Annotated in this window: 22 protein-coding genes; 16 read left to right on the top strand and 6 right to left on the bottom strand. The window is 59.5% G+C overall.

Annotated elements, in window-relative coordinates; all coding sequences use genetic code 11:
* The first annotated feature begins 4 nt into the window (after window positions 1–4).
* The 3 genes from ACP15H_RS17575 (at window position 5) to ACP15H_RS17565 (ending at window position 4,505) form a co-directional block, all read left to right on the top strand.
* Window positions 5–3,202, top strand: coding sequence for a CusA/CzcA family heavy metal efflux RND transporter (locus ACP15H_RS17575; protein WP_068190719.1), 3,198 nt, complete (start codon window positions 5–7; stop codon window positions 3,200–3,202).
* Window positions 3,199–3,570 carry a hypothetical protein gene (locus tag ACP15H_RS17570; RefSeq protein WP_068190720.1) on the top strand — a complete coding sequence of 124 codons (372 nt, stop codon included), beginning with the start codon at window positions 3,199–3,201 and terminating at the stop codon, window positions 3,568–3,570. Before ACP15H_RS17575 ends, ACP15H_RS17570 begins: the two co-directional genes overlap by 4 nt.
* A gap of 488 nt (window positions 3,571–4,058) precedes the next feature.
* Entirely contained in the window at window positions 4,059–4,505 is a 447-nt protein-coding gene (locus tag ACP15H_RS17565; protein WP_082751749.1) for a helix-turn-helix domain-containing protein, read from the top strand.
* Window positions 4,506–4,665: 160 nt separating this feature from the next.
* Here ACP15H_RS17565 and ACP15H_RS17560 read toward each other — a convergent pair whose 3' ends face one another.
* Window positions 4,666–5,001, bottom strand: a complete 336-nt coding sequence (locus tag ACP15H_RS17560) for a hypothetical protein (protein WP_068190723.1) — start codon at window positions 4,999–5,001, stop codon at window positions 4,666–4,668.
* Between the two features lie 1,127 nt (window positions 5,002–6,128).
* Here ACP15H_RS17560 and ACP15H_RS17555 point away from each other — a divergent pair.
* Window positions 6,129–6,404 (top strand): hypothetical protein, encoded by a 276-nt coding sequence (locus tag ACP15H_RS17555; protein WP_156716906.1) that lies wholly within the window; start codon window positions 6,129–6,131, stop codon window positions 6,402–6,404.
* A 205-nt stretch (window positions 6,405–6,609) separates the two neighbouring features.
* Window positions 6,610–7,407 carry a transposase gene (locus ACP15H_RS17550; RefSeq protein WP_156716907.1) on the top strand — a complete coding sequence of 266 codons (798 nt, stop codon included), beginning with the start codon at window positions 6,610–6,612 and terminating at the stop codon, window positions 7,405–7,407.
* A gap of 126 nt (window positions 7,408–7,533) precedes the next feature.
* On the opposite strand, the gene ACP15H_RS17545 is transcribed toward ACP15H_RS17550, so the two are convergent.
* From ACP15H_RS17545 to ACP15H_RS17530, 4 genes are all read right to left on the bottom strand, one after another.
* Window positions 7,534–8,913 carry a porin gene (locus ACP15H_RS17545; protein WP_082751751.1) on the bottom strand — a complete coding sequence of 460 codons (1,380 nt, stop codon included), beginning with the start codon at window positions 8,911–8,913 and terminating at the stop codon, window positions 7,534–7,536.
* Between the two features lie 689 nt (window positions 8,914–9,602).
* Complete coding sequence (locus ACP15H_RS17540; RefSeq protein WP_082751752.1) at window positions 9,603–10,934, bottom strand: site-specific integrase; 1,332 nt, start codon at window positions 10,932–10,934, stop codon at window positions 9,603–9,605.
* 872 nt (window positions 10,935–11,806) lie between these two features.
* Window positions 11,807–12,280: an MgtC/SapB family protein gene (locus ACP15H_RS17535; RefSeq protein ID WP_425069920.1), complete on the bottom strand. Its 474-nt coding sequence runs from the start codon at window positions 12,278–12,280 to the stop codon at window positions 11,807–11,809.
* Between the two features lie 114 nt (window positions 12,281–12,394).
* On the bottom strand, window positions 12,395–13,312 hold the full coding sequence (locus tag ACP15H_RS17530; RefSeq protein WP_068190733.1) for a cation diffusion facilitator family transporter: 918 nt from the start codon (window positions 13,310–13,312) through the stop codon (window positions 12,395–12,397).
* A gap of 164 nt (window positions 13,313–13,476) precedes the next feature.
* Here ACP15H_RS17530 and ACP15H_RS17525 point away from each other — a divergent pair, with 164 nt between their 5' ends.
* From ACP15H_RS17525 to ACP15H_RS17480, 10 genes are all read left to right on the top strand, one after another.
* The gene (locus ACP15H_RS17525) at window positions 13,477–13,842 is read left to right on the top strand and encodes a zinc ribbon domain-containing protein (protein WP_082751709.1); all 366 of its coding nucleotides are present in this window, start codon (window positions 13,477–13,479) and stop codon (window positions 13,840–13,842) included.
* Between the two features lie 145 nt (window positions 13,843–13,987).
* Complete coding sequence (locus tag ACP15H_RS17520) at window positions 13,988–15,469, top strand: alkaline phosphatase D family protein (RefSeq protein WP_425067457.1); 1,482 nt, start codon at window positions 13,988–13,990, stop codon at window positions 15,467–15,469.
* An 833-nt stretch (window positions 15,470–16,302) separates the two neighbouring features.
* Window positions 16,303–16,722 carry a hypothetical protein gene (locus ACP15H_RS17515; RefSeq protein ID WP_156716868.1) on the top strand — a complete coding sequence of 140 codons (420 nt, stop codon included), beginning with the start codon at window positions 16,303–16,305 and terminating at the stop codon, window positions 16,720–16,722.
* 755 nt (window positions 16,723–17,477) lie between these two features.
* The gene (locus ACP15H_RS17510) at window positions 17,478–17,801 is read left to right on the top strand and encodes a hypothetical protein (RefSeq protein WP_068190396.1); all 324 of its coding nucleotides are present in this window, start codon (window positions 17,478–17,480) and stop codon (window positions 17,799–17,801) included.
* A 106-nt stretch (window positions 17,802–17,907) separates the two neighbouring features.
* Entirely contained in the window at window positions 17,908–19,221 is a 1,314-nt protein-coding gene (locus tag ACP15H_RS17505; protein ID WP_425067456.1) for an adenylate/guanylate cyclase domain-containing protein, read from the top strand.
* A gap of 131 nt (window positions 19,222–19,352) precedes the next feature.
* Window positions 19,353–21,437, top strand: a complete 2,085-nt coding sequence (locus ACP15H_RS17500; protein ID WP_082751708.1) for a heavy metal translocating P-type ATPase — start codon at window positions 19,353–19,355, stop codon at window positions 21,435–21,437.
* A complete protein-coding gene (locus tag ACP15H_RS17495) occupies window positions 21,434–21,877 on the top strand; it encodes a helix-turn-helix domain-containing protein (protein ID WP_068190393.1) in 444 nt (147 codons plus the stop codon). Before ACP15H_RS17500 ends, ACP15H_RS17495 begins: the two co-directional genes overlap by 4 nt.
* A gap of 169 nt (window positions 21,878–22,046) precedes the next feature.
* The gene (locus ACP15H_RS17490; RefSeq protein WP_068190392.1) at window positions 22,047–22,400 is read left to right on the top strand and encodes a hypothetical protein; all 354 of its coding nucleotides are present in this window, start codon (window positions 22,047–22,049) and stop codon (window positions 22,398–22,400) included.
* Window positions 22,401–22,748: 348 nt separating this feature from the next.
* Window positions 22,749–23,504 carry a trehalose-phosphatase gene (gene otsB, locus ACP15H_RS17485; RefSeq protein ID WP_425067455.1) on the top strand — a complete coding sequence of 252 codons (756 nt, stop codon included), beginning with the start codon at window positions 22,749–22,751 and terminating at the stop codon, window positions 23,502–23,504.
* Between the two features lie 168 nt (window positions 23,505–23,672).
* Complete coding sequence (locus ACP15H_RS17480) at window positions 23,673–24,080, top strand: DUF1345 domain-containing protein (protein ID WP_425067454.1); 408 nt, start codon at window positions 23,673–23,675, stop codon at window positions 24,078–24,080.
* Window positions 24,081–24,116: 36 nt separating this feature from the next.
* Here the strand turns inward: ACP15H_RS17480 and ACP15H_RS17475 are convergent, their stop codons facing one another.
* On the bottom strand, window positions 24,117–25,154 hold the full coding sequence (locus ACP15H_RS17475; RefSeq protein WP_425069919.1) for an IS5 family transposase: 1,038 nt from the start codon (window positions 25,152–25,154) through the stop codon (window positions 24,117–24,119).
* Between ACP15H_RS17475 and ACP15H_RS17470 the strand changes: the two genes are divergently transcribed.
* Window positions 25,092–25,604 (top strand): DUF1345 domain-containing protein, encoded by a 513-nt coding sequence (locus tag ACP15H_RS17470; protein WP_425069918.1) that lies wholly within the window; start codon window positions 25,092–25,094, stop codon window positions 25,602–25,604. The genes ACP15H_RS17475 and ACP15H_RS17470 overlap by 63 nt on opposite strands.
* The last annotated feature ends 822 nt before the right edge of the window (window positions 25,605–26,426 follow it).

Raw genomic sequence — 26,426 nt, 5'->3', positions numbered from 1 at the left:
GGTCATGATCAACAAGATTCTCGCTTTCTCCATCCAGAACCGCTGGCTCGTCATCATGGCGGCCATCGCGATGGGCGCGTTGGGCGCGTGGAACTTCACGCGACTGCCGATCGATGCCGTGCCGGACATCACGAATGTCCAGGTGCAGGTCAACACCGTAGCGCCCGGCTACTCGCCGCTGGAGGTCGAGCAGCGCATCACCTTCCCGCTGGAGACGGCGATGGGTGGCCTGCCGAAGCTCGAATACACGCGCTCGCTGTCGCGCTACGGCCTCAGCCAGGTGACCGTGGTGTTCAAGGACGGCACGGACATCTACTTCGCCCGCCAGCTGGTCAACGAACGCATTCAGCAGGCCAAAGAGCAGCTGCCGCCGGGTACCGAGACGGCGATGGGACCTGTGTCGACGGGTCTCGGCGAGATCTACATGTATGCGGTCGAGGCCAAGCCGGGCGCTAAGAAGCCCGATGGCGAGCCTTACTCGGCGACCGACCTGCGGACGATCCAGGACTGGATCATCAAGCCGCAGCTCAGGACGGTACCGGGCATCGTCGAGGTCAATACGATCGGCGGATACGAGAAGCAGTTCCATGTGCTGCCCGATCCGGCAAAGCTCATGGCCTATCGTCTGTCGTTCCGCGACGTCATGCAGGCGCTTGCGACGCACAATGCGAATGTTGGCGCGGGCTACATTGAGCGCAACGGCGAGCAGTACCTGGTTCGCACACCGGGGCAGGTGAATACCCTGCCGGAGATCCGCGACATCGTCATCGGGACGAGGGGCGGCGTGCCGATCCGGATTTCGGACGTGGCGGAGGTCAAAGAGGGGACGGATCTGCGCACGGGCGCGGCGACGCTCGACGGCAAGGAAACCGTGATCGGCACGACGATGCTGCTGATCGGCGAGAACAGCCGGACGGCGGCGCAGCGCGTGGCGGCCAAGCTGGATGTCATCGCCCGCTCGCTGCCCGACGGCGTGGTGGCGAGGGCGATCTATGACCGCACCAAGCTTGTTGAGGCGACGGTTTGGACGGTCGAGAAGAACCTTCTCGAGGGCGCGTTGCTGGTCGTCGTGGTGCTGTTCCTCATCCTGGGCAACTTCCGGGCGGCGTTTGTCACGGCCTGCGTGATTCCGCTGTCGATGCTCTTCACCATCACCGGCATGGTGCAGAACCATATCAGCGCCAACCTGATGAGCCTCGGCGCTATCGACTTCGGCATCATCGTCGACGGCGCGGTGATCGTGGTCGAAAACTGCCTGCGCCTGCTCGCCGAGGAGCAGCACAAACGCGGCCGTCTGCTGACCCGGAAAGAACGGTTCGAGACGATCCTCGCCGGCGCCCAAGAAGTGATCAAGCCGAGCCTGTTCGGAACCGTGATCATCGGTGTGGTCTACCTGCCGATCCTCACGCTGACCGGGGTGGAAGGAAAGATGTTCACGCCGATGGCCCTGACCGTGCTCATGGCGCTGACGGGAGCGGCGATCCTCTCGATGACGCTGGTTCCGGCCGCGGTCGCGCTGCTGGTGACCGGAAAGGTCTCCGAGAAGGAGAACTTCTTTATGCGCGGCGCGCTGACCCTCTACGCGCCGGTGCTGGATGCGGCGATTCGGCTTCGCTACGTGGTGATCGGGCTGGCCTTCGTGATGGTCGGCGTGGCGGGGGTGGCAGCGTCGCGGATGGGTGGCGAATTCATCCCGTCACTCGACGAAGGTGACATCGCCATGCATGCGATGCGTATTCCCGGCACCAGCCTCAGCCAGTCCGTCCAGATGCAGGAGGCACTGGAGAAGGCGGTCCTGGAGTTTCCCGAGGTCAAGGAGATCGCGGCGAAGATCGGCACAGCCGAGGTCGCGACCGATCCGATGCCGCCGAACGTGGCCGACAACTTCATCCTGCTGAAGCCGCGCTCGGAATGGCCGGATCCGAACCGGTCCAAGGCCGACCTGGTGGCGGCGATCGAGAAGCGCGTCGAGCAGATCCCCGGCAACAACTACGAGTTCACTCAGCCCATCCAGATGCGCTTCAACGAGCTCATCTCAGGCGTGCGCAGCGACCTCGGCATCAAGATCTTCGGCGACGACCTCGACACGCTGCTGTCGATCGCGAACAAGGTGCAGTCTGTCGTGCAGGCGGTGCCTGGTGCGGCCGACGTGAAGACCGAGCAGGTGAGCGGCTTGCCGATGCTCACGGTGAAACCCAACCGCGCGGCCCTCGCGCGCTACGGAATCACCCTGGCTGAGCTGCAGGAGGTCGTGGCGATCGCGGTCGGCGGCCGCGAGGCCGGGCTGATCTTCGAGGGCGACCGCCGCTTCGACATCGTTATCCGGCTGCCCGAGCGGATGCGTGTCGACGTCGATGCGCTGTCGTCTTTACCGATCCCCGTCCCCGTCCCGCCGGGCGGCAAGGAGAGCGGCTCCAAAGACGGTCGGGCGATCGTCCAGACGGGTATCGGCACCGCGGCTCCCTACATCCCGTTGTCGGCGGTCGCCTCCATCGAAATCGCACCGGGCCCCAACCAGATCAGCCGCGAGAACGGCAAGCGCCGCGTGGTCGTGTCGGCCAACGTGCGCGATCGCGATCTTGGCTCCTTCGTGACGGAGGTCCAGAAGCGCGTAACCGAGCAGGTCAAGCTTCCGGCGGGCTACTGGATCGGCTGGGGCGGCCAGTTCGAACAGCTCGTCGCGGCGTCGGAGCGTCTCGCCATCGTCGTTCCGGTGGCCCTGCTCATGATCTTCGTGCTGCTCTGCATGAGTCTCGGTTCGGTGAGTGACGCGCTGTTGGTGTTCAGCGGCGTGCCGCTGGCCCTGACCGGAGGGATCGCCGCGTTGGTGCTGCGCGATATTCCGCTCTCGATCAGCGCCGGCATCGGGTTCATCGCCCTTTCCGGCGTGGCCGTGCTGAACGGGCTGGTGATCATCTCGTTCATCCAGGGGCTGCGGGAGCAGGGGCGAACGGTGGACCAGGCCGTGCGAGAAGGCTCCATGAAGCGGTTGCGCCCCGTCCTCATGACCGCGCTGGTGGCGTCGCTGGGCTTCGTGCCGATGGCGCTCGCGACGGGCGCGGGCGCTGAAGTACAGCGGCCGCTGGCCACCGTCGTCATCGGCGGGATCATCTCGTCGACGATCCTGACGCTGGTCGTTCTGCCTGCACTGTACGCCCTGTTCCATCGTGACAAGCCTGTTCAACAAGAGGAGATGACATGAAGAAGTTTTTTATCGCCGCGGCGATGGTGCTGTGGGCCAGCGTGGCCGTGGCCCAGCATAACCATGCCGCCACGAAGGGCCCGAACGGCGGGCCTATGCAGGACGTCGCCGGCACGCACGCCGAGCTGGTAGTCGCGGGCAACACCGTCACCATCAATCTTTTCGACGAAAGCAACAAGCCGGATCCCGCCAAGGGATTCAGCGGCACGGTCCTGATCGTATCCGGGAGCAATCGCGAGACGGTACAGCTCGCTGTCACGGGAGAAAGTTCGCTAAAGGGTGAAGCCAAGGTGGTCATTCCGACCGGCGCACAGGTAACCCTCGTGCTGAAGAACGCCGCTGGAAAATCAGGCCAGGTGAAATTCTAAGCAGTGTCAAGCGCGACTGCCTTACGGGGCAGTCGCGTCCTTAACGAGGATCGACATCGCGTTAGACGAATTGTCGATGAACTTTGAGGACCCGCACTGGCGCCGCAAGCGCTGGCCGGCGATGCGGCCCTCGGTTGCGTTCGAAAAGATGGTTGTGAATATCGTGCTTCTCGAACCGTCGACACGAAGGGTCTGCTAACCGAAAGCCGTCGTTGCCTACCGTATCCGAATGATTCAGCCTTGGTCTTCTAGGATCTTCAACCGGGGCGGAGTCGATTCGGTGATTATAATATTGTGGTAGACGGGATGCTCGCTGTCGCTCTCTTTCAAGCGTATCTCGTTGCACTAAGCAGAGATTTCGCCACCACCCCCACGGTCCCGACACTCCTAATCGGCTTCGCCCCTTTGTTGAATGTTGCGCCAAGTCAACGACAGAGGCGTGCTTTTTCGTTCGATTCGAACGTTTTGATGTATCGAGGTCACGCTTCATGAAAAAGGAGCAATCGGATGCAGTAAAGCCTGCTGCGGAGGTTGAGGGCAACGCCCAAGCCAGAGATCCCCTCGACGTTCACATCGGCAAGCAGCTTCGCCGGCGACGTCGCGCCTTGAGAATTCGATTGAAGAAACTGAGCAAGGATGTCGGCGTAAGTATAAGACAACTGCAGAGATACGAACTCGGAAGCAATAGGGCCATCGCCCGTCGACTGTTTGATTTCGCTCGTACATTGAATGTGTCCCCCTGCTATTTTTTCGAGGGATATGGAGAACCCATGTGCCGGGTCTCGAAAGGGCGTGCGTCGGACGAAGAAGCGGCGATGGCTATAGGACATTCTAGCCGGGAATCGCTGACACTCCTGCGTGCGTATCATAAAGTGGAGTCGCCGCATCTCCGGCAGGAGATACTCCGTATGGCACTGGATCTCGAGGGGCTTTAGATTGCTACGTCAGGCAAACAGGGACTGCCCCTGTTTGGGCTGGCCGCAAGCCAGCTAGTCACTTGCGCCACGATCAATGTCGATGGCGGCCGGCGCCTGATTCAGCGCGAAACCAGCTCGGGCGGCCGAGCCGTCTGAGCTGCCTATGCGGAACTCCCGCTCACCCCCCGTCAGACTTGCTGTCTAGGCGTTCAACGACACCACGCATACGGCCGTCGCGGCCGAACATGATTGTGACGCTGGTATATTCCACACCGCCGGGCTGATCTTTTAGGTAATGCCAGTGGGCGACCCTGCCACTGCCATACCCCTTGAAATGACTAGCGGTGCCGAGCTGCGCGGCGGCGTCCTCGTAGGTCGACTGCCCTGGCTTGAGCGTATCAGCCGCGGCAATGTCGAATGGTTGACCGATCGAACGGCCGCATGCGCTGAGCGCTAGTATACAGGTAAGGGCGGCAATTCCGTTGTAAGCCGCCTTCCGCGGTTCCCAAGACATTCGCACACCTCCTCTTGCGGTCCCCAAGCCAAGCATACTCGACTGGATCTTTAAATTCATTGATGGAGAAGCGGCGCTCCTTGGACGTAGTTCAATGGCCTCGTCGAAGCGTCGGTCGAGATGATCTTGCATCTGGCTTTATTCGTCTGTCCGACACTTCTCGAATGCATGCAACTGACGCGCGAGCCGTCCCCACCCGCTCAAACCGAATAGCAAGGATACACTAATTCTCTATATGTCGCGATCTCACTGGTCGCATCGGCCTTAGAAAGAGTTGCCGTCGGCGCCATAAGTGGTCGAACTGGATTTGGTGCGCGCCGCGGCCCGCGTTTCGGTTGTTGCCGAGGTAAGGTTGCGCCGCAGGAAGGTTAGGCCATCTCCATTGCCTCCTGGAGGTCTTTGGCACCAGCGTTCCGTGCGACCGCGCGCGCACGGCTAAGCTAACAGTGAAAGAAGTAGGCGAGATAAAGGCAGGCCCAAACGGATCGGTGCCCGACTGTGTGCTCTTACCGTTCGAGATTGGTAAGGAGGGACGGCGGCGCAAGGCGTGGGGCTGTACGGTCGTGCACTGTACAGTTTTGCCTCTATCTCGGAAGGGCTCTTAGATCGGAAGTCTATAGATAGATTATCAGTGAATGCGACTAGGCAGGCACAATGGGCGCATTGACGCGGCCGCTTTGTTGGCGTTCATTAATATGATGAGAAGTCGGGCGCACACACTCGTCTCACACCAAGTCGCAGTCTACTTTCGGCTGTTTTGTGTGTTGATGATTGCCGTCGTCACGACTCTTCATTTGTGCGGACGGGCGGAAGCGAAGGTCCTTCAGGTGAAGGCCATCCGCCTGCATGAATTGACATGCCAAACTGATCGTTCGAAAAATTCAACCATGGATTGATCTGTGTCATTGCGTTGCCGAGCCGATTGGCGCCCTCTGAACAAGGGGGCGGCGTATGACAACCTTCTTCGTTCGAACGGGAGTGTGAACCGCCCGACAGTACCCGCGCAGGTGGTGAGAGACGTTAGGTAGTTGACGGTGGATGTCGTCCGGCGTCATCCTTCCGGAATGAGGCTGTCGGACCACCGCTTCTGGAGATTGCACTTTCGGAGAGTGATGGGAGTGCTCTGCTTGCTGACCCTGACGTTCATCGCGGCATTCCATGTGCCCGGGGCGAAAGTGATTGACCGGACGGCCGGCTACGCGGAAGTTATCGATGCCGATGCTTCAAATGATACATCGTCGATCAAAATCCAGGTGAGTTACGACCATTGCCATGTATGTGGTGTAGCCGCGCCGGCCGCTGCACTGGCAGGTCGCTTGGTTCGGCTGATGTTGCCGCCGAGGAGCCACGGTCAGCTTGCCGCCATCAATCCGAAGACGGCACGGCCTCCGCCTAGAAGCTGATCTGAGTATGCGCGGGCTTCGGCGCGCGGCACTCATCCCGCGGCGTGTCCGATCGGCTTGCGTTGCCGTCCCGAGGGCGGCCGCGACTACCATCGGTTCCGATTGATCGTTCGTACAGACGTCTCTGCCAAGTGTGACTTCGTCCCTGACCGACGCTTCGCATGAAGCTGGGCGATCACCAAGGACGCCAGGGCACTGGAAGTAGGTGAAGATCATTGCCGGCGCTGCCCGAGTGCAGCTCGGGCGATCACCGTATCAGCGAACAGCAATCCCCCAATCGATGCGGAGAAAGATGCAGTCGATACAACAAAAGGAGAATTCAGTGGAAAATAGTCAATCAACGAATGAGGCGCGAAGCAACGCCACCAGCGCAGTCGTTCCGTTGACTGCCATTCCGGAGCATGGCGGTGCAAGCGCAAAAGCGCCATCGGATGAACATTTGGCATCAAACGATGCGCTCGATGCCGACCATCCTGCCAATGCGGTCTGGTCCTATGTCGGGCAGACGGATCTCGCGGAGATTCGAGATGCGATCGGAGAGATGACTCATGCCGCGCTTCTCTCGTCGACGGATTTGCGGGTTCTGATGTCGCTGTGGCTGTACGCGTGCATAGAGGGTGTCGGAAGTGCGCGACAGGTCGTGCAATTGTCGGAGACGCATCCCGGCTTCAGATGGTTGCGGTGCGGCCAGAACCTCGATCATCAGACGCTGTCGGATTTTCGATGGGAAGGTGCCGCCATCGTGGATCGGAAAATTCGACAGGGGCTCGTCTCTTTATGGTCGCAGGGACGGATCAGCATCGCCTCGTTGAGGGACGGCTGCGTTCGCGTGCGAGCATCCAACACATTAAAGTTCCGTCGACTGGCAAGCGTCGCCTATCTTTTGGCCGAGGCGGAGGAGCGCATTTCTAGGCTTCGGCAGGAGATCGACACTGAGGCCGTTCCGTTGCCTCGCCGCTCGAGGGCGGATCGTGAAGCGGGACTGGCCGGACCGGCTTGGTGATCCGATGCAGTGCTGCAGTTCCGACGAAGGGCAAGCCGAAGCGGAGTGCCTCGGAAGCCGTCGCCAAAAACGAAGAGAGCGGCCCCGAAGGACCGCTCCCCCCGTCGCGCAAGGTCGACTTTCCGCCTAGAAGCGCAGATCCATGCCGATCAGCAGAGCCCAGGAGTTGGCGCTCACTGCATTGCTGGGGCCAGCGGCGTTGTAGTAGAGGCCGCCACCGGTAACCTTCACGCCCGGCCCGAGCGCGTAGTTGATGCCGAGCTCGAACTTCTGGACCGACTCCTGACCGAAGCGGAGCGATCCTGGGGTGTTGGGGCCAGCAAACGCGGTATTGTTCACGCCCATCACGCCGCTTGGGGCCGTGCCGCCAACAGCGCTCGTGCCAGTCGCCACGCTTTGAACGACAGCGGAGCCGTTTCCGTTGGTGTTGTACGAACCCGTCCAGTTGAACGACATCTGCCAGGCACCGGTCTCGTACATCAGACCCGCCGTGTAGAAGCGGGTATCGTTGTCTACGCCGGTATAGTAGTTGGCACCGAGGCCGTTGTTGTCCCAGCCGACGGCGCCGCCGAGGGTGAATCCCTTGAAGCCGAACTGGGCACCGACGACCCATTGCTTCCAGGAAGCAAGGTTAGAGCCAGTAACTTGGTTCGCGGCCAGCTGGAAGGGAGCGTTGCCAGGCACGAACTGGGCATACATGTACGCGCCGTATAGGGCGACGCTTACATCGCCGAACTTGTTCAGATAGTTGGCGCCGACGTCGAAGACGTTCTGGTAGGAGTAGTCGGCGGTGAAGCAGTTCGGCGCGGAGGTGGCGTTGGCATAGCCGCAGATGCCTCCGGTGTTCGTCGTCGGTCCGACGTTGTTCGCGTTGATTGCGAACTGGCCCGTCACGAAGTTGACCTTCGGGCGGAATCCAAGGCCGATTTGCAGACCCTGAAAGCGCGGTGTGAAGTAGTTGAGGCCCTGTGCGTCCTGGACTTGGCCAGCGTTCGTCGTGGTCGTGGCATGAAACCACGCCTTGTTGTTCAGGGTGACGGACTGATTCATCCAGGCAAAGTTGGTGTTGTGCTGGATGGCGCCGAAGCCGATCAGCGCGGATGGCGTACCGTAGTACATGCGGTATGTGGCAGGGTCGCGCGAGCCGAATTCGACGCGGCCCCAGTCGCCGAAAGCGAATAGGAAGGCTTCGTCGATGTACTGCGGGCCACCGACATCCTGTCGCGGATTCCAGGCTTCGAGTTCGACGTGCACGCCGACGGACGTGCCGTTATCCAGTTTCGTCTGGCCGATGAAATGGATTTCACCTTCCTGCTGGAAATTCATTCCCTTGTACTGCGTGTACGACCCGTCCGTGGCATAGGTCGAGTCGATGTTACCGGCGAGCGCGTAGAAGGTGTAGTAGCCGCCGACACCGATCTTGATCGGATCAGCGGCCATGGCCGGACCGGCCACAAGCCCAGCGACGACCAACGCGGTCGAGCCCAATAGAAGCTTTTTCATCATTCTCCCTCGATTATCAACAGCTGTGGAAAGGTGCCGATTCCGTTGATGAATCTCGGTTGATGGTGAAGGAGATACCGTCAGACGTACCGTCGGAGAGAATCGCGACTGATGATGCGTGGCGCGGTTGCAGATCGACTTTCGATTCAATGCATCGAGAAGCGATGATGTGCTCGAGCATATGTTGGCTCTCTTCTCTGTAGCGACATCGAAGTTGGTGGTGCGATGAAATTGTGTGGCGTGCGCCGCGCGATACTAGATCGGCTATCGCCGTTACAACCCTAGCTGGCCCTCGCGAGTAACATCGCGCCGAAGTCTTTGTGAGAGCGACGGGATGACGAATGTCCCACTCATGCTGAGGAGCGGGCCACGAGGCGCGTGCTGGAGTTGCGGCACAGGCGTCACCCGAAGTGTCCTGCCGGTGAAGGACACGGTGCGCGTGGCCTACACGAGGCCACATGGATCGTGACATTCGCGGCGTTGGTGGTTCGAATCAAATGCGACTGGAGTCGGGCTCGTGGCTGTCGCGAGGCATTGCCGGCCTGCAGGCTCGTGTTACCGGCCGCGCGGCGGTCGCGCAGCCTCCGACCGTCGCTGTCGGAGCGCATTGGTGCCTGCGCCACACTCCCGATGGTCGTCGCCGGCCGAACGATCTGCCCAACTGGCCGCAATCGGGCCAGGCGTCGCTGCGGCTACTCCCCGAAGGAAGCGGCCTCGTGTTCCCCATGAGCGTAGTCGGCGGCGATCCGCGGCCCTGGAGAAGCCGTCGAGCCAGAGGCCTCGTGGTGCGGGGTCACGGGCTGCCGGGGCGGGTACAAGACCGGCGTCCGCTGTTGTCCCTCGACCCAGGAATCGATCATGTCCGCCCACTCTTGAAGCATGTGACGGCGCTGTTGCTCGTATTCGGCCTTGTTGTAGACGCCGCGCGAAGAGCGACCTTCCTCGTGGGCTAGGCACTTTTCGATCCAGTCGCGATTAAAGCCCAGCTCGTTCAGCAGGGTGGAACCGGTACGTCGAAGATCGTGCACGGTGAAGGCTGCGAGGGGGACGCCGTCCTGTTTGGCCCTGGCAGCGACGGCGGCCGTCACGCGGTTGAGGGTCGCGTGCGACATCTGCATGTCGATGTTGTGGGGCGAGGGCAGAAGAAATCGCGATTTGCCGGCTTTCGTCTTGAGAATCCGCATGTATTCCAGCGCCTGGCGGGACAGGTAGACGTTGTGGGCCCGATTGCGCTTCATGCGCTCCTTGGGGATCGTCCAGACCGCGCTTTCGAAGTCGACCTCGTCCCAAGTCGCATTCTGCAGCTCGCTCTTGCGGACCATGGTGAGCACGATCAGCCGGAATCCGATTTGAATGGCCGGCTTGGTCACGAGGTCCAGGAGCTCGAACAGGAGGCGGATCTCCTGACGGGACAGGGCCCGGTCTTTTGGAACGAACGTCGCGATCGAGGCCTTGCCGACTTCATCCGCGGGATTGGTGACCTTTTCCCCATGGAGAATTGCGTAGCTGAAGATCTGTTTGACGACGTCGCGCACGTGAATGGCCGTCGCCGGGGCTCCGCGGTCCCTGACTTTCCCGCACAGCGCGCGCAGGTCATCGGCCGTGACCTCGGTGAGGAGACGATTTTTCCATAGGGGCAGGACGTCTCTTTCGTAGATGATGCGGCGTCCTTTGCGCGTGCTCTCGGCCATGGGCGCATTTCCGATCCAGCGCGCTCCGAAGTCGCCGAAGTTTTTGGCTTCCTTCAGGCGCCGCTTCTTTCGCTGCTTCTCCAAGGCGGGCGACTTCCCTTCGGACACTGAGCGGCGCGCTTCCAGACACTGCTCGCGCGCGCCCGACAGGCTCGTGCCGTCGCGGCCGAAGCGCCCGATCGTGAGCGTTTCCCGACGTCCATTCAGCCGATAATCATAACGAAATATTATTACGCCTGATGGCTTAACTACGGCGTACATGCTGTCACGATCTGAAATCTTGTAGTCGCGCTCCCGAGGTTTCAAACGCTTTAATGCAGTTACCGTGAGCATATATGCCTCCGCTTCATACCAATTATGCGGCACTCAAACAGGAGGGGGCGTTAACAATGGCGCGAAATTAAGCAATAAAGGTTGCTTTTAGCAACTCATATCGAGCCTAGACCAAAACTATCCACCGGCTCTGGATAAGGCAACCGAAAAAATACCGACGGCAATACCGTCAGCCTGCAGCCGACTCCGGATAGCAGTCGGATTGAATATCGTTATTTTTCAATGCGTTATGGGAGAGCCTCTAGAGCGAAAGTGGAGTGAATCATCCTCCCTCTCTTATCGATTAAAGGCGGCTCCATAAAAAACCGAATAGCGGTTAGGGGTCAAGAAACGTCGATGTTTTGCCAGCGTTTGCCCCTCGGCTGTGGCGCAATTGCCACATTTTTAGGCGGTACAACAGGGTCTTGACCCTAGTTTTGACAGATTTAGCTTCCCCGGATCGCTTGTGAGTTGCATGATAAGATTTATGGTTGTGGTCGAAAAGCGAAATCATGAGCCCTGTACCACCCGTAATTAAATTACCAAAATGCGAATCGAACCGGCGTGATTCTACTGAAATAAAATTACACGAAAAGCTGATTATGGGTCAATCTAGGCTTCGTAGTCCTCGGTTTGGACCGGTCATTGATTTCGCCAGTTGCGAATGCGGTATCGCCCATTCAATCGGCGTCGGGCCAAGCGGGGTAAGGGGCCTTCCCCTGCCGACGAGGCCGGACGTTCGGTCCGAATCGATAACGCGAGTGCGGAGGCTCGGCCCAAGTAGCCCAGTCCGGAGTGCCTCTCGGCTCGTTCTGAGCTTCTGGGCCACCGGCAGCGGTCGTTGATTGAGAGGTCGTTAGCCTCATTGCGCCGCAGAGCCCGGCTAGGCGAACCTATTGCTCGGGCAGTTTCTTCGCGTCGGCTGCATTATGCCGTGCCGACGGTTTTGCATCTTTCGCCGCGACATTCAGCATTTCGACCCGCGGAGTTCGCGACCTGAGCGTTGCGAAAGTCACGATGCTCAAGATCGCCGCGATATCGTACAGACCATAGCCGACGGCACCGCCGAGCGCGCCGGTGGCCCACAGGCTGGCCGCGGTCGCGGTCCCGAACGCGTGATTTCCCCCCTTGAGGATAGCGCCGCCGCCTATGAAGCCCACCCCGGTGATCAACCCCTCGAGAATCCGGGCCTGCCCGCTAGAGGTCTCGCCCAGCACCTGAATTGCGACCAGCACGAACCCGCAGCTCGCGATCGCAACGAGGGGGAATGTGCGCAGGCCGGCGCTTCGTTCATGTCGCTCGCGGTCCCAGCCGATCGGCAGCGCGAGGGCATAGGCAATTGCAAGATCCGCTAGGTGCGAGACCATCTCCAGCCAGTTCAGAGATTCAAATCGCACCGCAACCTCCATGAATCTGTGGGCCCGAAGACAAGAAACGACGCCCGTGTCCGGATCGATCGTGCGACCCGAACTCGAGCTTCTTCAGTACCGAAGCACGGCTTCGGTCCCGCGAAGAGCTTCGTCCTCGATTTGGATCGTGAGATGGGTCAATCCGAATTGTTCCTTCATCGCTTCGAGTGCGGCGGCCAGCACATCTCGGCGCGAGGCCGCTTCGCCTACGACGAGGTGACCGCTCATCGCGACGGCGCCGGAGCTAATGGTCCAGACATGGAGGTCATGTACCAACGTCACTCCGGGTATCTCGACGAGGGCGCGCTCGAGAAGGCCCATGTCGATCTCCGGAGGGGTCCCCTCCATCAGGATATGGATGGCCTGCTTCAGGAGAACCCAGGTGCGGGGAACGATGAACAGGCCGATTCCCGCGCCGATGATCGGATCTACGATATTCCAGCCCGTCACCAGTACTGTTCCGGCGGCCACGATGACGCCTAACGAGCCGAGCATATCGGCCAGCACCTCGTAATACGCTCCCTTAACGTTCAGGCTCTCACTGGAGCCTCCGGCAAGCAGCCTCATGCTGATGAGATTCACCACCAGACCGGCAGACGCTACCGCGAGCATCGGCCCGCCGATGACTTCGGGCAGGCTGTAGAAACGCTGATACGCCTCGTAGAGGATGTAGATCGTCAGGAGAAGGAGCACGACGGCGTTGGTTAGTGCCGAGAGTACTTCCATTCTTACATATCCAAACGTATTACGCGGCGTCCTCGGACGTTCGCCAAAGCGAATCGCAATCAATGCTAGGGCAAGTCCCCCCGCGTCCGTAAGCATGTGCGCGGCGTCGGCCAAGAGGGCGAGGCTGCCGGTCCACAAACCGCCGACGATCTCAATGGCCATGAATGTAGAAGTCAGTGCCAGGGCAATGAGGAGCTGCTTCTTGTGCCGGGCCGCCGCCGTTGAGACGCCTAAGCTCGCGTTATCTGGTGATGCAAAGGTCATTGGGCGAGTCCTGAATTGACGACCGCCCGGCATCCTTATTGAGAGGCGGGCCCGCCTGTCCTGTCCGTGGTTGAACGGCTCGGCAGATGTTCGGTTCCGTACTTGCCCATCCACGCTGCCTGTCTTTGCACACGACTCTCGTGTGAGTTGTGCGAATTCAACCAATGTTAGGTGGACGGTGGTCGGGGACGCATGCCAGCATACGTTTTCGCCAAGGGGTTTCCATGAGTTCGCATTTCTTCGATCGGTTTTTTGGCGGCCGCGGACGTAGTGGCGGCCACGGCCACGGCCGCGGACATGATGGTGAGCGATACTACCGAGACGCGGATCCACGCGAAGCATCCGTTCGCGAACGTGTCATCGTCTGCCCAGCATGTCGTTCTGACAACCAGCCCGACAGCCGATTCTGCGGCAGTTGCGGACGACAGTTGGGCGCTGCATCGATCATGTGCTCCAAGTGCAATACGGCGATCGAAAATGGAGCCAAGTACTGCTCCTCCTGCGGGACGGCTGCATCAAGCGCTCCCTGATTGCTCGACGAGCCGCCGCTGCGTTCAGCACTAGATATCGTCGCGCTGGGTTTGTATGGGGCATCCTTGAATCGGTGGCTTGAGCTTGCAGTAGTTGTCCGACAGAGCCCTCGATCATTGGATGCAAGTTTCGCGATTTGAGACCATGAGACCAGCCGAACATTTGCGAAGCGCCAGCCACTATGCGGCCGGCGAGAACATGGCGACGGCGCCCGTCCTCTATATTCACGGGACGGCAGGGAATTCAGTCAAGCTGTCGGTGTTGATCGCCGCTCCATCGAAACAGCCGCGGCCTGTCGTGAGAGTCGAAGAAGCGGACGTCGCAGCCAAACTGGCGATGGAACATGAAGACTGGAGCGTATGGTTATACGCCTTTGATCTGCGCATGGGTTCGGACGCGTCTTACGAAGTCGGCGGTATCAAATATGGAGTGAATACCGATTTCTCTGCCGACCTTCGCATTGCGTTCGTGTCCTGCAACGGACAGGAGCACGGAGACGTGGAGCGGCCGGCGGATGAACGAAACCGACTTTGGCGTCGCCTCCTGGTCCAGCATGCCGAACGCCCATTCCAGCTGTTGCTTCATGGCGGGGATCAGGTTTACGCCGACGAACTCCTCGACATACATCCGCTCTTGCGCGAATGGGCGGACGGCTCGACTTGCACCAACTTGGATGCCATTCCGGAGGCCATCCAGATACTCCGAGGGGCCTTTCTCGGAATTTACCTGCACAATCTTCAGCAACCTGAGCCGGCCTGGCTGCAATCGCGCATTCCATCTCTTGCGATGTGGGATGATCACGACATTTGCGACGGATGGGGGTCGCTTTCAGAAGCGAAGCTCGATTCGCCTGTCGGTCAGGCACTTTTTGCCACCGCGAGGGAGTTCTTCCTCGTGTTCCAGCTGGGCGTAATGCCAATTGGCCATACCGAACTGTCGCTGGACGATACGGGCGTCAGCCTGACCTGGCATCTGGGCCTACCCGGACTGGATGTCATCGCTCCAGATCTGCGCTCAGAACGGAGGCCCGATCGGGTAATGGGTCTGAAAGGCTGGGATACCGTCTCGCAGGCCTTCGCCTCCGTGCGGCAGGGCCATGTATTCGTGCTGTCGACCGTGCCGGCGCTGGGGCCGCGATTGTCGATGCTCGAGGCGGTCGTCGGGTTGGGCGGACTGCTGCACAAATACGAAGACGATCTGCGCGACCAGTGGCAGAGCAAATGGCATCGCGAGGAGTGGGGCAGGTTTATGTCGCTGCTCGCCGAAGTGCATGAACGAACGCCGGTGACTGTGCTGTCCGGCGAGATTCACCTCGCGGCCCGGGGAACGTTCGATCTCTCGTCAGGCCCGATGCACCAGCTCATTGCTTCCGGGATAGCGCACCCAGCGCCGTCGCGGCTGTATGCGGCCCTGTTGAAAGTCGTCTCATTGCTTCCAATGGACCTGCTCGACGAGGGCACGATATCCATGCGTCCGCTGCCTGGTCTGCGGGCGCGATATGTTGCGCAACGCAACTACCTGATCCTGGAGCGGCAGAGCGGAATATGGCTTGCGCACTGGGAACTCGAAGGCAGTGGACCGACCCGACCGCTCGACCTTTCCTCCCGCTATCGGGACGGGAAATAGTGCGTGGGCAAAGGTCTCTGTACGACGTTCATCCTCTTGGTGTGACAGCTGGGCGCTTCGCGACAACCACGCCCAGCTTCGAATGGACCGTAAGCAGGAACGTTTGTGTCAACAATGGGCACATGTGATGGCTTTTCGCAGAGCTTCTTCTAGCGAAGCGAGTTGCCTATTGGATCAATTGCAACTGGCTGTCTGTTGACGTTTGGTCGGGGCAGCCAACATAGTGGGACTGTGCAGCAAGCAATTTCCTCGCGATTGGAATCGCTTCCGAGACGGATTGCGGCATTGGTATGCCTCCTCGCGGTCGCGTTCGTTGCTTCTTTCCATTTGTGCAAACTCGGCGGCACGACCCGATACGAGCTCGGAGCGAATTTCGCCGCAAGCGTCGATGGGAATACCTCGTCAGAACCGAACGCCGTCGTCTTCGATGCTTGCCATGTATGTGCAGTTGTCGTGGTTCCGGAAATCCTCATCACGGCATATTCTATCCGTGGCCCTGTTCCGTCGTTGCGCGCGACGCCGCTCGTTTCCGTTCCAGTCAAGGATGTCGGGCCACCCCCCAAAGCCTGATGGATGCCGTGCCGCCACGGCCAGGTGCTTTGCGAAGGATCCCTTCGGAAAGTTGCAAAGCCACCAAGCTCTGTGACGGCGAGGTGTCTCGATTCTCCAAGCCTTGATGAGAGCCTGGCTTCTTTCCTGAACCTCTCAAACTAAGTCGTGGTGATGCGCAAGGATCAGCTCATCAAGTCTCTTTGTTTTGCCCGACTACTCTCAACGAACTCCAAGTAACGCCATTGCGCACAACGCAGATGGCTCACGTAGGATCAAGCATTATGAAGAAGCTATTGATTGCGCTCGCCTTGTTGCCTGTTGGCTATGCGCCTGCTTATGGGCAGACACCAACGCCGGTCTCTTCGGCATACGAAGGTAACGTCGGCGATTGGGCACTGGGTCGATGGACGGGTGTCCGATACGCCGATTCTACCTACTCAAGCCTGACAACAGAAGAGCGGGTGTTGACCGTTGCTCGGCTCGCCGATGGGAAGGTTGGCTGCCAATGCACGAGTTCCGCCGATCCGTCGGCTGCGCAATGGGCAACGCAGTGCGTGGTTACTGCCGGATCGATAACGGTGCGTACGCCACAAGCTCACGTGGAGTTGGATCGACATGGCGCGGAGCTTGACGGCAGATATGTCTCCGCCGGAACCCGCTTCAAGGTTCACATGAAGCGAGTCGCAACAGTCGCCAAATAGTTGCTGTAGAGCCTCGGACCAGCGGAGAGAGGTATAGTGTTGGTGGACGCCTCACTGCGGCTTGCCTGGGGCTGTTTGAAGGAGTGCCTTCCGCCTGATTGAACATCGGGCGGAAGGATTCTTTAGTATTTTCAAAGGCCAAAGAAAGGTGCTGACGGAAGATTCCTCGAACGCACGCCCTCTCTTTGGCTGGCCGAGCACCGGGTACAGGGCAAGACGCCGCATCTTTTGGCGCGTGATTGTATAACCCTGGCGTTTTCGTAGACAACGGGCCACGTGAGGAACCCGGTAGGTCATCGATTTGCACTTATGTTTAGGCGGAGCGCGCGCTTCGTCTGGATGCTGTGCGTCGTGTCACTGGCGCTGGCCAGCGTTCTCCATGTCGTCAACGATTTTCGCGCCAACAGCCAAGAACTGACTCAAACGGCGATCTCTGCCGCCGCGGATGACGTTAGCACGGACGGAGCGCCCGTCGCCGAGGCTTGTCACAGCTGCTCGGTCGCGCCGTACTTCTCCGCAGCATCTCCCGTGTATGTCTCAGCCACCTCTGCTGACGTGCCCGAAGGACGTCGTATCCAAGTGTCGGCCATCTCACTCCGCATAGCAGGACCACCCCCCAAGAACTGATCCCGTCGTGTTTCGTTCGCCGTGCCAATTTTACCGGCGCGGCGCACCGATAAACGCTTTTCTGGGATCAGATCATGACAATCCGCGTAGTGGGAGCGCTATCCGCAGCAATAGTGCTGTGGGCTAGTATGGCCTTTGCACAGCACCACATGGCAACGATAGGTCCTAATGGCGGGCCGCTACGGGACATCGTTGGCGTGCATGCCGAGCTGACGGTTATTGGAAGCGCCGTCACCATTAATCTCCTCGATGAGCATAGCAAGCCAAGTTCTGCAAAAGGCTTCAGCGGCACCGTCCTGATTGTCGCGGGGGCGGCCAGTGAGACCGTGCAGCTCACTGTGTTCGGAGACAGCGCGCTGAAAGGGGAGGCAAAGACGCCAGTCTCACCGGACGCGCAAGTCACGCTCCTCTTGAAAAACGCGGTTGGCAGGTCCGGACAAGCGAAGTTCTAGTTTAAGGCCGGTGTTTGGCTACTTGTTCACACAGTGGCGCTTCCTTTCTCCAACAGATGATTCTTACGGACTTAGCTGGAATTGTAGAAAAAGTGAGTTCGGCAAAATGCTCGATAACGCCTCGCAAGAACTAATGATGAGCGCCGATCAACGTCGTTGGCATCGCGAGCGGCGATCGGCTTGGTTGCGCCTCGTCGCGCTCGCGGTCCTCATCGTAAATCTCGGGCTGGCCAGCCGTCCGGACAGTGTGATTGTTCACGTCAACGTCATCGCCGCATACGGTGTTGCTACAATCGTCGCACTCTTGCTTGCCGAATTGCGGTGGGGAGCGAGATGGTTCGCGTGGATCTACATTGTATTCGACGCTCTGCTCGTCGTTGTGCTGTTCCATGAGCATCTTTTTGCGCCGAGCAAGGAAGTCGATCACACGCTGACGGCACCGTCGCTCGCGATTGGGTTCCTGTTATTGATGCATGTGGCACTGCGCTTGCGCCCCATGATGGTTGCTCTGTTCTCAAGTCTCGTGATCCTCGGTTGGCTTACGCTGTTGACGGTTGCAGTAGAAGCGCATCTTGGGAAGGGAGAGGCTCTTGCACTGGACTGGTCATCCTTTCTGACCGAGGCAGCGCTCGCGGCGGCCTTTGGCTTCGCGGCGCTCGTGTGCGGCCTTCTCACGTATGACCACAATGTGCTGCTTAAAGCCGCTGTACTCGCTGAGCGGCGGCGAGCAAGTCTCAGCCGCTTCTTTTCACCGACCGTCCTGACGGAGCTGCAGGCAACGGGTGCTTCCCTGGCTCTTGCGCAGCGCGACGTCGCGGTCCTGTTTGTCGACTTACGATCGTTCACGCGATTGAGCGAGTCGATTCCGCCAGCGAGCTTGGCGAACCTCCTGGTCGAGTTTCGGGAACTCGTTACCCGGGAGGTGTTCGCCCACGGTGGAATGATCGACAAGTTTATCGGTGATGGGGTGATGGCTGCTTTCGGCCAGCCAAAATCGACACCCGATGACGCGGCTCGTGCATTGGAATGCGCACTCCATCTAACTACGGCGCTTCGCGGATGGCGCGATGCTCGCGAGAGGCGCGGCGAAATCGGGCCGCAGGCAGGCGTGGGTATTCACTTCGGCACGGCAATCGGAGGGGTGCTTCGTAGTGGCTCGCACGACGAATTCACTCTCGTGGGCGACGTGGTGAACGTTGCCCAGAGGCTAGAGCAACTTTGTAAGCCTTTGGGAGCGTCTATCGTTGCGTCATGGGAGGTCATCACCGCAGCCGGAGGGGCGATGGGCGCCGCATGGAGCTACGAAAATGACGTGGAGCTTCAGGGACGGGTGGGGCGAATGCGGATCGGTTATCTGCTGCGTGACACGGGGGCGATTGAACCGCGATCCTGTCGAGAAGGGAGTCTAAATGATGAATGAGCTGCTTCCGATCGCGGTAGGCCGACCGCCGGGCAGTGGCGCGTCGCTGCCCCTGCCTTACTTGCCGTTGACGATCAATCCGATCACTTCGACCGATTCCACTGGATCCGTCGAGTTCTAAGGAGGACCTCATGCCGAACCAGGCACGCGATACCGCCGCCGTAAAGGACGAGGCGAGCCCGCACCGTCATTCGCATTCGGAGGATGAAGGACGTGCGCAGGGCGGCCGGCATGACCACGGGGAGGACGACGGCCATTCACATGCAGATGGCGGCATTCTGGGCCGGCACACCGAGCTGATATTCTCTCTGGGGTGCGGGATACTGCTGGGTGTCGGCTTTGCCATTGAGAAGTTGAGCGATACCTCGCCCAGCTGGCTACCATTGAGCTTCTATTGCGGCGCTTACCTGGTAGGTGGTTTCTTTACGGTGCAGGAAGCACTCGCCAACATTCGGCGTGGAAAGTTCGAAATCGACACGCTCATGCTGGTGGCTGCGGTAGGTGCAGCAATTCTCGGTGCCTGGGCCGAGGGTGCGTTGCTCCTGTTCCTCTTCAGCCTCGGGCACGCGCTCGAGCATTTCGCCATGGGGCGAGCCACGCAGGCCATCGAGGCCCTCGCCAAGTTGGCGCCGCAGACCGCGACCGTGAAGGTCGACAACGAAATGCGAGAAGTGCCAGTCGAGCAGCTCTCCGTGGGCGATATCGTCATTGTCCGTCCCAATGAGCGTCTTCCGGCGGACGGTTTCGTGGTGGAGGGACGGTCCAGTGTCAATCAGGCACCCGTAACTGGTGAAAGCATTCCGGTCGACAAGCAGCCAGTGGAAGACAGGGACACTGCACGGGCAAGACCCGACAGTACCGGAGCATCGTCGAAGGTGTTCGCGGGAACAATCAATGGATCCGGTGCCCTCGAGGTGGAGGTCACCCGCACCTCGAAGGAGTCGGTCCTCGCCAAGGTCGTCAAGATGGTCAGCGAGGCCGAAGCGCGGAAGTCGCCCAGTCAGCGCTTCACCGACAAATTTCAGCGGATCTTCGTGCCAGCTGTGCTCTTTCTCGCCGTTGCGCTCCTTGGCGCAGGCTTCGTGGTGGATGAGCCTTTTGCGGCCAGTTTCTATCGCTCGATGGCCGTTCTTGTCGCGGCAAGCCCTTGCGCTCTTGCGATTGCGACGCCGAGCGCAGTGCTGTCGGGCGTGGCGCGCGCTGCCCGTGGTGGCGTGTTGATCAAGGGCGGTGCGCCGCTTGAAGCACTGGGCGCCATCCGCACCATCGCCTTCGACAAGACAGGTACCCTCACGGAGGGCAATCCCCGCATCGCCGACATCAGGCCGATGGAAGGCGTGACCACCGAGGAACTGCTTGCCACAGCCGTCGCCGTAGAGGCCGCAAGCGATCACCCGCTGGCACAGGCCATTGTGCACGACGGTCGGCAGCGACTGGGAAATCGAAAGATCGACCCCGTGACCGACCTGCAGAGCCTGACTGGCCGTGGTGTGCGCGCAAGCTACGATGGAGAAGCCGTCTGGATCGGCAAAGCCGAGATGTTCGGAACTGACGACGTGCCGGCGATCGGCCCGGCGGCCAAATCGGCAGTCGAAGCACTGCGAGCAGCCGGCCAGACGACCATGGTGGTCAGGAAGGGCGAGCGCGACCTCGGCGTGATTGGCCTCATGGATTCACCGAGATCCTCTGCGCGGCCGGTTCTGGCGCGCCTCAGGGAATTGGGGATCACCCGAATGGTCATGCTGTCGGGAGACCATCAGAAGGTCGCCTTAGCCATCGCCAAGGACGTCGGCTTGGACGATGCACGCGGCGATCTCATGCCGGACGACAAGGTCAGGACGATCGGGGAATTGAAAGCTGACGCAAAACAGATCGCAATGGTGGGAGATGGCGTGAACGACGCGCCCGCGATGGCGTCCTCTACAGTCGGAATCGCCATGGGTGCGGCGGGATCCGATGTAGCTCTGGAAACTGCCGATGTCGCCTTGATGGGAGATCGGTTGGAAACTCTTCCGTTCGTCATCGGCCTCAGCCGTGCCACTCGTCGGATCATCCTGCAGAATCTGGTCGTGAGCCTCGGAGTCGTCGCACTCCTGGTCCCGGCGACGATCCTTGGCCTGGGTATCGGTCCTGCGGTGGCGGTGCACGAAGGTTCGACACTTCTGGTCGTCTTCAACGCACTGAGGATCTTGGCCTACCGGGATAACGCAACATGAGAAACCAGCTCGTTGAGGTGGCCAGTTTCAAGAAGCCCGGGCGGGCATCCACGATAAAGGACCCCCTCGATGTTTATGTGGGGAGGCGGCTCCGTCGACGCCGGCTTGCTTTGGGAATTAGCCAGTCGAGCCTCGGTGAGTCAGTGGGCGTGAGCTTCCAACAAGTTCAGAAGTACGAAAGCGGAGCCAATCGGGCGGTTGTGCGGCGTCTGTACGATTTCGCCCGGACACTGAATGTGTCTCCCGGATATTTCTTTGAAGGTTATGGCGAAAGTATGCGGTGCGCCATGCCTTTTGCCGAGTCGCAAAAGCAAGAGGCGCCTGCTCTACCTCACTCGGCAGAGGAAACACTTGTGCTTGTGCGTGCTTATCGCAACGTCGAATCCGCACCTCTTCGTCAAGAGATCCTTCGGATGATCCTTGGTCTTGAGGGCATGTAGATGTGCGTGCCGCAATCACTTCACGCGCCAGCACTCTTGAGAGCAGTCGCGCAATACCGGATTGGCGAACTCGGTAGTCACGTCGTTTTCGGGTGGGGCTGCAGATGAGTCGGGAAGTTGATTCATTTCTTAGCGGTTCAATGGTGAACCGCATCACTGGGAGGCAGGCATGAAGGTTATGTTGGTTGTGATGGCTTTGTTGGTACTGGCAGGGTGCTCCGGGACTCTGCCTGTGTCCGGCGAGACCGTCGATGGTGAGAAATTCTCCGGCACCTTCAGCCGACGTACCGATGGCATCGGAGGCACGGTGACCTTGGTCAGCGACAAGGGACCAAGCTGTGATGGTCGCTGGCATCTGGATGACGTCGACCGTATGGGGTCAGTTGTCCTCAAGTGCAGTGATGGTCGGACCGGCACCGCGGAACTCGATGCGGGGCAGCTAAATGGGACCATGAGAGGAATGCTGGGAGGCAAGCGCTTCGAAGGCACTTTTGAAGATCCCACGCAGCCGGCCGCGCGCTAGGAAGCTAGCCGCAAGAGTCTGGCTGCGCTGCGCAATGAAAAAGAAGGGGAATCAAAATGTATCTGACAAGCACCAACTCGCCACTTGAGGTGGAGTTTCGTCCCAACCTTCTCTTGTTTCCAAGGCCTGTAAGAGGGTTGGTGCCGATCGTATCGAATGAGGAATACGAGCGCGAACGACGAGGTGAATGGGGAGCCAGCACGCTGGCCTCTCGCGGTAGTCCGCGGACAAATGTGTTCGAGAGATAGTCACAAAGCCACTGAATGGCCAAGGACGATTGCATGGCACGAGTGGTGTGCGTCGATGAGGTGCTCGAAAATCCTCACTGCCTGAGAGTTTGAAATCGAGATGATTCTACCTGATCTTACTGCCGATCATGCCTTGTTCCTCGATCTGGACGGCACGTTGCTCGAAATCGCAGCGACACCGGATCTCGTCGTCGTTCCGCCGACACTACCGTTAGTGCTGGATCGAGTTCGCTCTCTTCTTGATGGAGCGCTGGCAATAGTGAGTGGTCGATCGCTTGCAACCATCGATCAACTGTTGAAACCCTTCGTTTTGGCGGCCGCCGGTGAACATGGCGCCGGTATACGCTTCAACAACAGTACCGTAGAGGAGACGCCGGAAGGCTTGGGCATTCCGCGGCCATGGAGCGAAGCGCTCGATGCCGCTGCCAGTCAATGGCGAGGAATGTTCATCGAGCCTAAGCCGCATGGCGTGGCTGTGCACTATCGCCTGGTGCCGGAGCGCCGAGACGATATTTGGAAGCTCGTTCGGTCCCTCGTGACGGATGATCATCCCTGGTTTCGGCTCATTCCAGCACGGAAGGCAATCGAAATCGGTCCGCGCTCCGTTTCGAAAGGATATGCCGTGGATCGGCTGATGAACGACGCCGCATTTAGAGGGCGACGTCCTATTTTTGTTGGCGACGATTTTACCGACGAGGCGGGCATGAGTGCTGCCACCCGTCTTGGGGGTATGGGCTTGCGGGTCCAGGAAGCTTTCAAAGGTGATCCGGCATTGGTGCGCGCTTGGCTCAGACGAAACATCGAACGGAGCGACAAGTCAGGGGCGTCATTGCCTGCTGAAGGACATGCAGGGTGATCGGCACAGCACGAGTTGCCTGTTCGATGGTCCGAGAGAAAGTCGGGCTTGCGACGGCCAAGTGCTTGGAGCCATGGACGTCGGCGTCCGGTATCCAGTCGTATTCTGGCGGCGATGTTGTGACTGCCGTTCGGTCATATCTGATGATAGCGGGCGGGGAGTAGTTACATGGCAAGAACAGCCGTTCCGTCGGAACGTTTTCTTCGCTTTGTTAAGGGGCGCCAACGGCTTTTGCTGTCTATTGCAGCGGGTGCAATAGCGTTCATGGCGTTACCAGCGGAGATGCGCCTAAACACCCAGCTGCTCATCTCGTGGGACGTCTTGGCAATCCTGTACGTCGGGACGACCTTCAGAATGATCTGGGTCTCTAATGTCGATATCTGCCGCCGCCACGCGAAATTCAATGACGAAGGAGGCGGTATTATTCTGATGATTGTCGTGATCAGTGCATCCGCCAGTTTTGCAGCTGGGCACCTCGAAGAATGGGCCTGTCAGCGACCTGCTGTCCATGGCACCGGACGTTTTGTGGGTTCGGCGTGGCTTGGTGAGCGCCATCAGCGGCTTTTTGCCTCCTGACGCTCAGGTTGGTGCGTAGCGGACGGACTCATCCCGTCATGCGGCGGCAGCTCGTTCCAGGATCACCAGGCGGCGGATGTTGTAGGCGAGATTCTGAAGCCCGATCTTGACCTTCGCACGCACGATGCCGATCGTGCGGACGAGTCGTCCACCTGGCGCGTTCTCCTGGGCGCCGAACACGTGCTCGATGCGCGCCCGCACCTTGCTCTTCCTGGTGTTTGCCTTTGTCTCCGCATCGCTCAGCGGATGATTGCGGTGTCCGCGCTTGTGGATACGGCTCCTGAAGCCCCGCGCCTTGAGCTTCCGCTCCGTCTCGGCCGAGCGATAGGCACTGTCGGCGTACACCTCGCTCGACGTGTTGCCCTTGTTCAGAAGATCGTCAATCGCCTGGCTATCGTGGACACTCGCGTCGGTAACCCCGTATTCGCGGATCAGCTTGTACCGGGCATCGGCGTTCACATGGTTCTTGTAGCCGAAGAAGCTACGCCCATGCTTCTTGGTCCAACGCGCGTCCTTGTCCTTCTGCCGATTCTTTGCAGGCCTTTTCTTCCAGTCCCTGGGCGTCGTGCCGGCCTTGACCTGATCGTTCTCGTCCCGGCTGTTGCTCTGCCGGGGCACAGGAACGATCGTGGCATCGACCATCTGGCCACCGCGCGCGATGTAGCCCTTGGCTTCGAGATGCTGGCCAAAACGCTCGAACAGCTTGTCGATCAGACCAGCCTTGGCGAGCTTCTCGCGGAACAGCCACAGCGTCGTGCCATCCGGAATGCTGGCCTCGATGCCAAGCCCGAGAAAGCGCGTGAACGACAGACGGTCGCGCACCTGGTACTCGATCTGCTCATCCGACAAATTATACAGCGACTGCAAGATCAACATTCGGAACAGAACGAGCGCGTCGATTGGCTTGCGGCCAGCGCTGCTCTTTCTGGCCTCGTCGGCGGTCAACACCACAGCCTCGATGTCGCCTCGGAACGTCTCCCATGGCACCAGTGCAGAGATACCAACCAAAGGATCGCCCTTCGCAGACAGCGCAGAAAGCCGTTTGTCCGCATCGAAGAAGCCGAACTGCGCCATCATCGCCCTCGCCGAACCATCTCGTCAGCTACGAGACTCACACACGTCAGTCAGTGGCGCTATTATTCGAGGTGCCCAGCTATTTTCCTGGAGCTCGCTACCGTCAAGTCACAAGGAAAAGGCATGGTTGAATGCTTGGCGGTGGCAGGCGTGACAGTAACGCTGTCGTGGATCTTCACCCACCTCACCTTCGCATTGCATTACGCAAGCGTCTACTACAAGCCGGATGATGACGGTCCGGGCGGTCTTCGCTTTCCGGGAGGTCGCATGCCGGACTATAGTGACTTTCTCTATTATTCATTCGTAATTGGTTGCGCAACGCAGACTGCAGACGTGGTAACATCTTCGCGTAGCATGCGTGTCATTAGCCTTTCCCAAGGTGTTGTCGCATTCATCTTTAACTCTGCGATCGTTGCGTTAATGATCAATGTTGGATCCGGCCTCGCATGAGTAGGGCTCGTCGACGCGAGCGCGTCGGGGTGTCGCTGCATTGTAGCGTGCCACCGACACGGCAAGTGCCAGTTAGCTGCGCTTTGCGAATCTCCGGGCCCTGAAGATCCATGTACTGCTGACCGTACATTCCGATCGGCATGGTGGTGCTGCCTCGGAGCCGGTTCGCGCCGGTCTGGCGGTCGTTGAATAAGTCGGGTCCGGCGTCGATGTGCCGGGCCGACCACAGCGGCAGCTCACCAGAGTCTCAAAAGATGTAGACGGCTAGATCGCCATATGCTCGAGCGTCTCATATCATCTTGCTCAAGCGTGTGCGCGTCGACAGCGCTGCTACTCTTACGTTCAGTCCCTTTTCGCCCAAACACAAAAGTGTAGCATCGACTTTTCGGCTACCCCTTTGTTCCCATTAAATTCTCGTGCCGATTCTGCATAGTTGAGCTCATTCGGGTTTAATACCGGTCACATTGTCAAAGCGGTTCAACTGCGGTCTGCCGCATACGGACGTCATTCTCAGAGGGCTGGTTCCAAAAAATTGAGCGGCTAAGGATCATTGTACCCCCTTGTAGTCCCTGCCGAAGCTGCATGGCTGAGGTGGTTCTTCTTTTCGTCACGCCGCCGCTTTCTCGCGGTCATCCTGCAATCGGTCGAGGGCATTGGGGATCGCGAGTGATAGATTGACTTGGACGTCAGTCACCGCATCTTTCCGACCGTCGAGATATTTACGCTCAAGCTGTCGCACCTTCTCGGCAGACCGCGGGTCGATCTGGAAGTCAAGGCTATCGACTTCCTCATAAATGAGACCTCTGCGAAACGAGGTTTTTG

Origin of the sequence: Reyranella sp., assembly GCF_965249915.1 — a bacterium.
GTDB lineage: Bacteria > Pseudomonadota > Alphaproteobacteria > Reyranellales > Reyranellaceae > Reyranella.
This window is presented reverse-complemented; position numbering and strand designations above follow the sequence as displayed.

Excerpts from the sequence above, each read along its gene's own strand:
- ACP15H_RS17480 (WP_425067454.1), top strand. The coding sequence starts at position 23,673 with ATGGCAAGAACAGCCGTTCCGTCGGAACGTTTTCTTCGCTTTGTTAAG.
- ACP15H_RS17525 (WP_082751709.1), top strand. The coding sequence starts at position 13,477 with ATGTTAGGTGGACGGTGGTCGGGGACGCATGCCAGCATACGTTTTCGC.
- ACP15H_RS17510 (WP_068190396.1), top strand. The coding sequence starts at position 17,478 with ATGGCCTTTGCACAGCACCACATGGCAACGATAGGTCCTAATGGCGGG.
- ACP15H_RS17545 (WP_082751751.1), bottom strand. The coding sequence starts at position 8,913 with ATGATGAAAAAGCTTCTATTGGGCTCGACCGCGTTGGTCGTCGCTGGG.
- ACP15H_RS17575 (WP_068190719.1), top strand. The coding sequence starts at position 5 with ATGATCAACAAGATTCTCGCTTTCTCCATCCAGAACCGCTGGCTCGTC.
- ACP15H_RS17570 (WP_068190720.1), top strand. The coding sequence starts at position 3,199 with ATGAAGAAGTTTTTTATCGCCGCGGCGATGGTGCTGTGGGCCAGCGTG.
- ACP15H_RS17540 (WP_082751752.1), bottom strand. The coding sequence starts at position 10,934 with ATGCTCACGGTAACTGCATTAAAGCGTTTGAAACCTCGGGAGCGCGAC.
- ACP15H_RS17500 (WP_082751708.1), top strand. The coding sequence starts at position 19,353 with ATGCCGAACCAGGCACGCGATACCGCCGCCGTAAAGGACGAGGCGAGC.
- ACP15H_RS17505 (WP_425067456.1), top strand. The coding sequence starts at position 17,908 with ATGCTCGATAACGCCTCGCAAGAACTAATGATGAGCGCCGATCAACGT.
- otsB (WP_425067455.1), top strand. The coding sequence starts at position 22,749 with ATGATTCTACCTGATCTTACTGCCGATCATGCCTTGTTCCTCGATCTG.
- ACP15H_RS17475 (WP_425069919.1), bottom strand. The coding sequence starts at position 25,154 with ATGGCGCAGTTCGGCTTCTTCGATGCGGACAAACGGCTTTCTGCGCTG.
- ACP15H_RS17495 (WP_068190393.1), top strand. The coding sequence starts at position 21,434 with ATGAGAAACCAGCTCGTTGAGGTGGCCAGTTTCAAGAAGCCCGGGCGG.
- ACP15H_RS17490 (WP_068190392.1), top strand. The coding sequence starts at position 22,047 with ATGAAGGTTATGTTGGTTGTGATGGCTTTGTTGGTACTGGCAGGGTGC.
- ACP15H_RS17520 (WP_425067457.1), top strand. The coding sequence starts at position 13,988 with ATGAGACCAGCCGAACATTTGCGAAGCGCCAGCCACTATGCGGCCGGC.
- ACP15H_RS17530 (WP_068190733.1), bottom strand. The coding sequence starts at position 13,312 with ATGACCTTTGCATCACCAGATAACGCGAGCTTAGGCGTCTCAACGGCG.
- ACP15H_RS17535 (WP_425069920.1), bottom strand. The coding sequence starts at position 12,280 with ATGGTCTCGCACCTAGCGGATCTTGCAATTGCCTATGCCCTCGCGCTG.
- ACP15H_RS17515 (WP_156716868.1), top strand. The coding sequence starts at position 16,303 with ATGAAGAAGCTATTGATTGCGCTCGCCTTGTTGCCTGTTGGCTATGCG.
- ACP15H_RS17560 (WP_068190723.1), bottom strand. The coding sequence starts at position 5,001 with ATGTCTTGGGAACCGCGGAAGGCGGCTTACAACGGAATTGCCGCCCTT.
- ACP15H_RS17565 (WP_082751749.1), top strand. The coding sequence starts at position 4,059 with ATGAAAAAGGAGCAATCGGATGCAGTAAAGCCTGCTGCGGAGGTTGAG.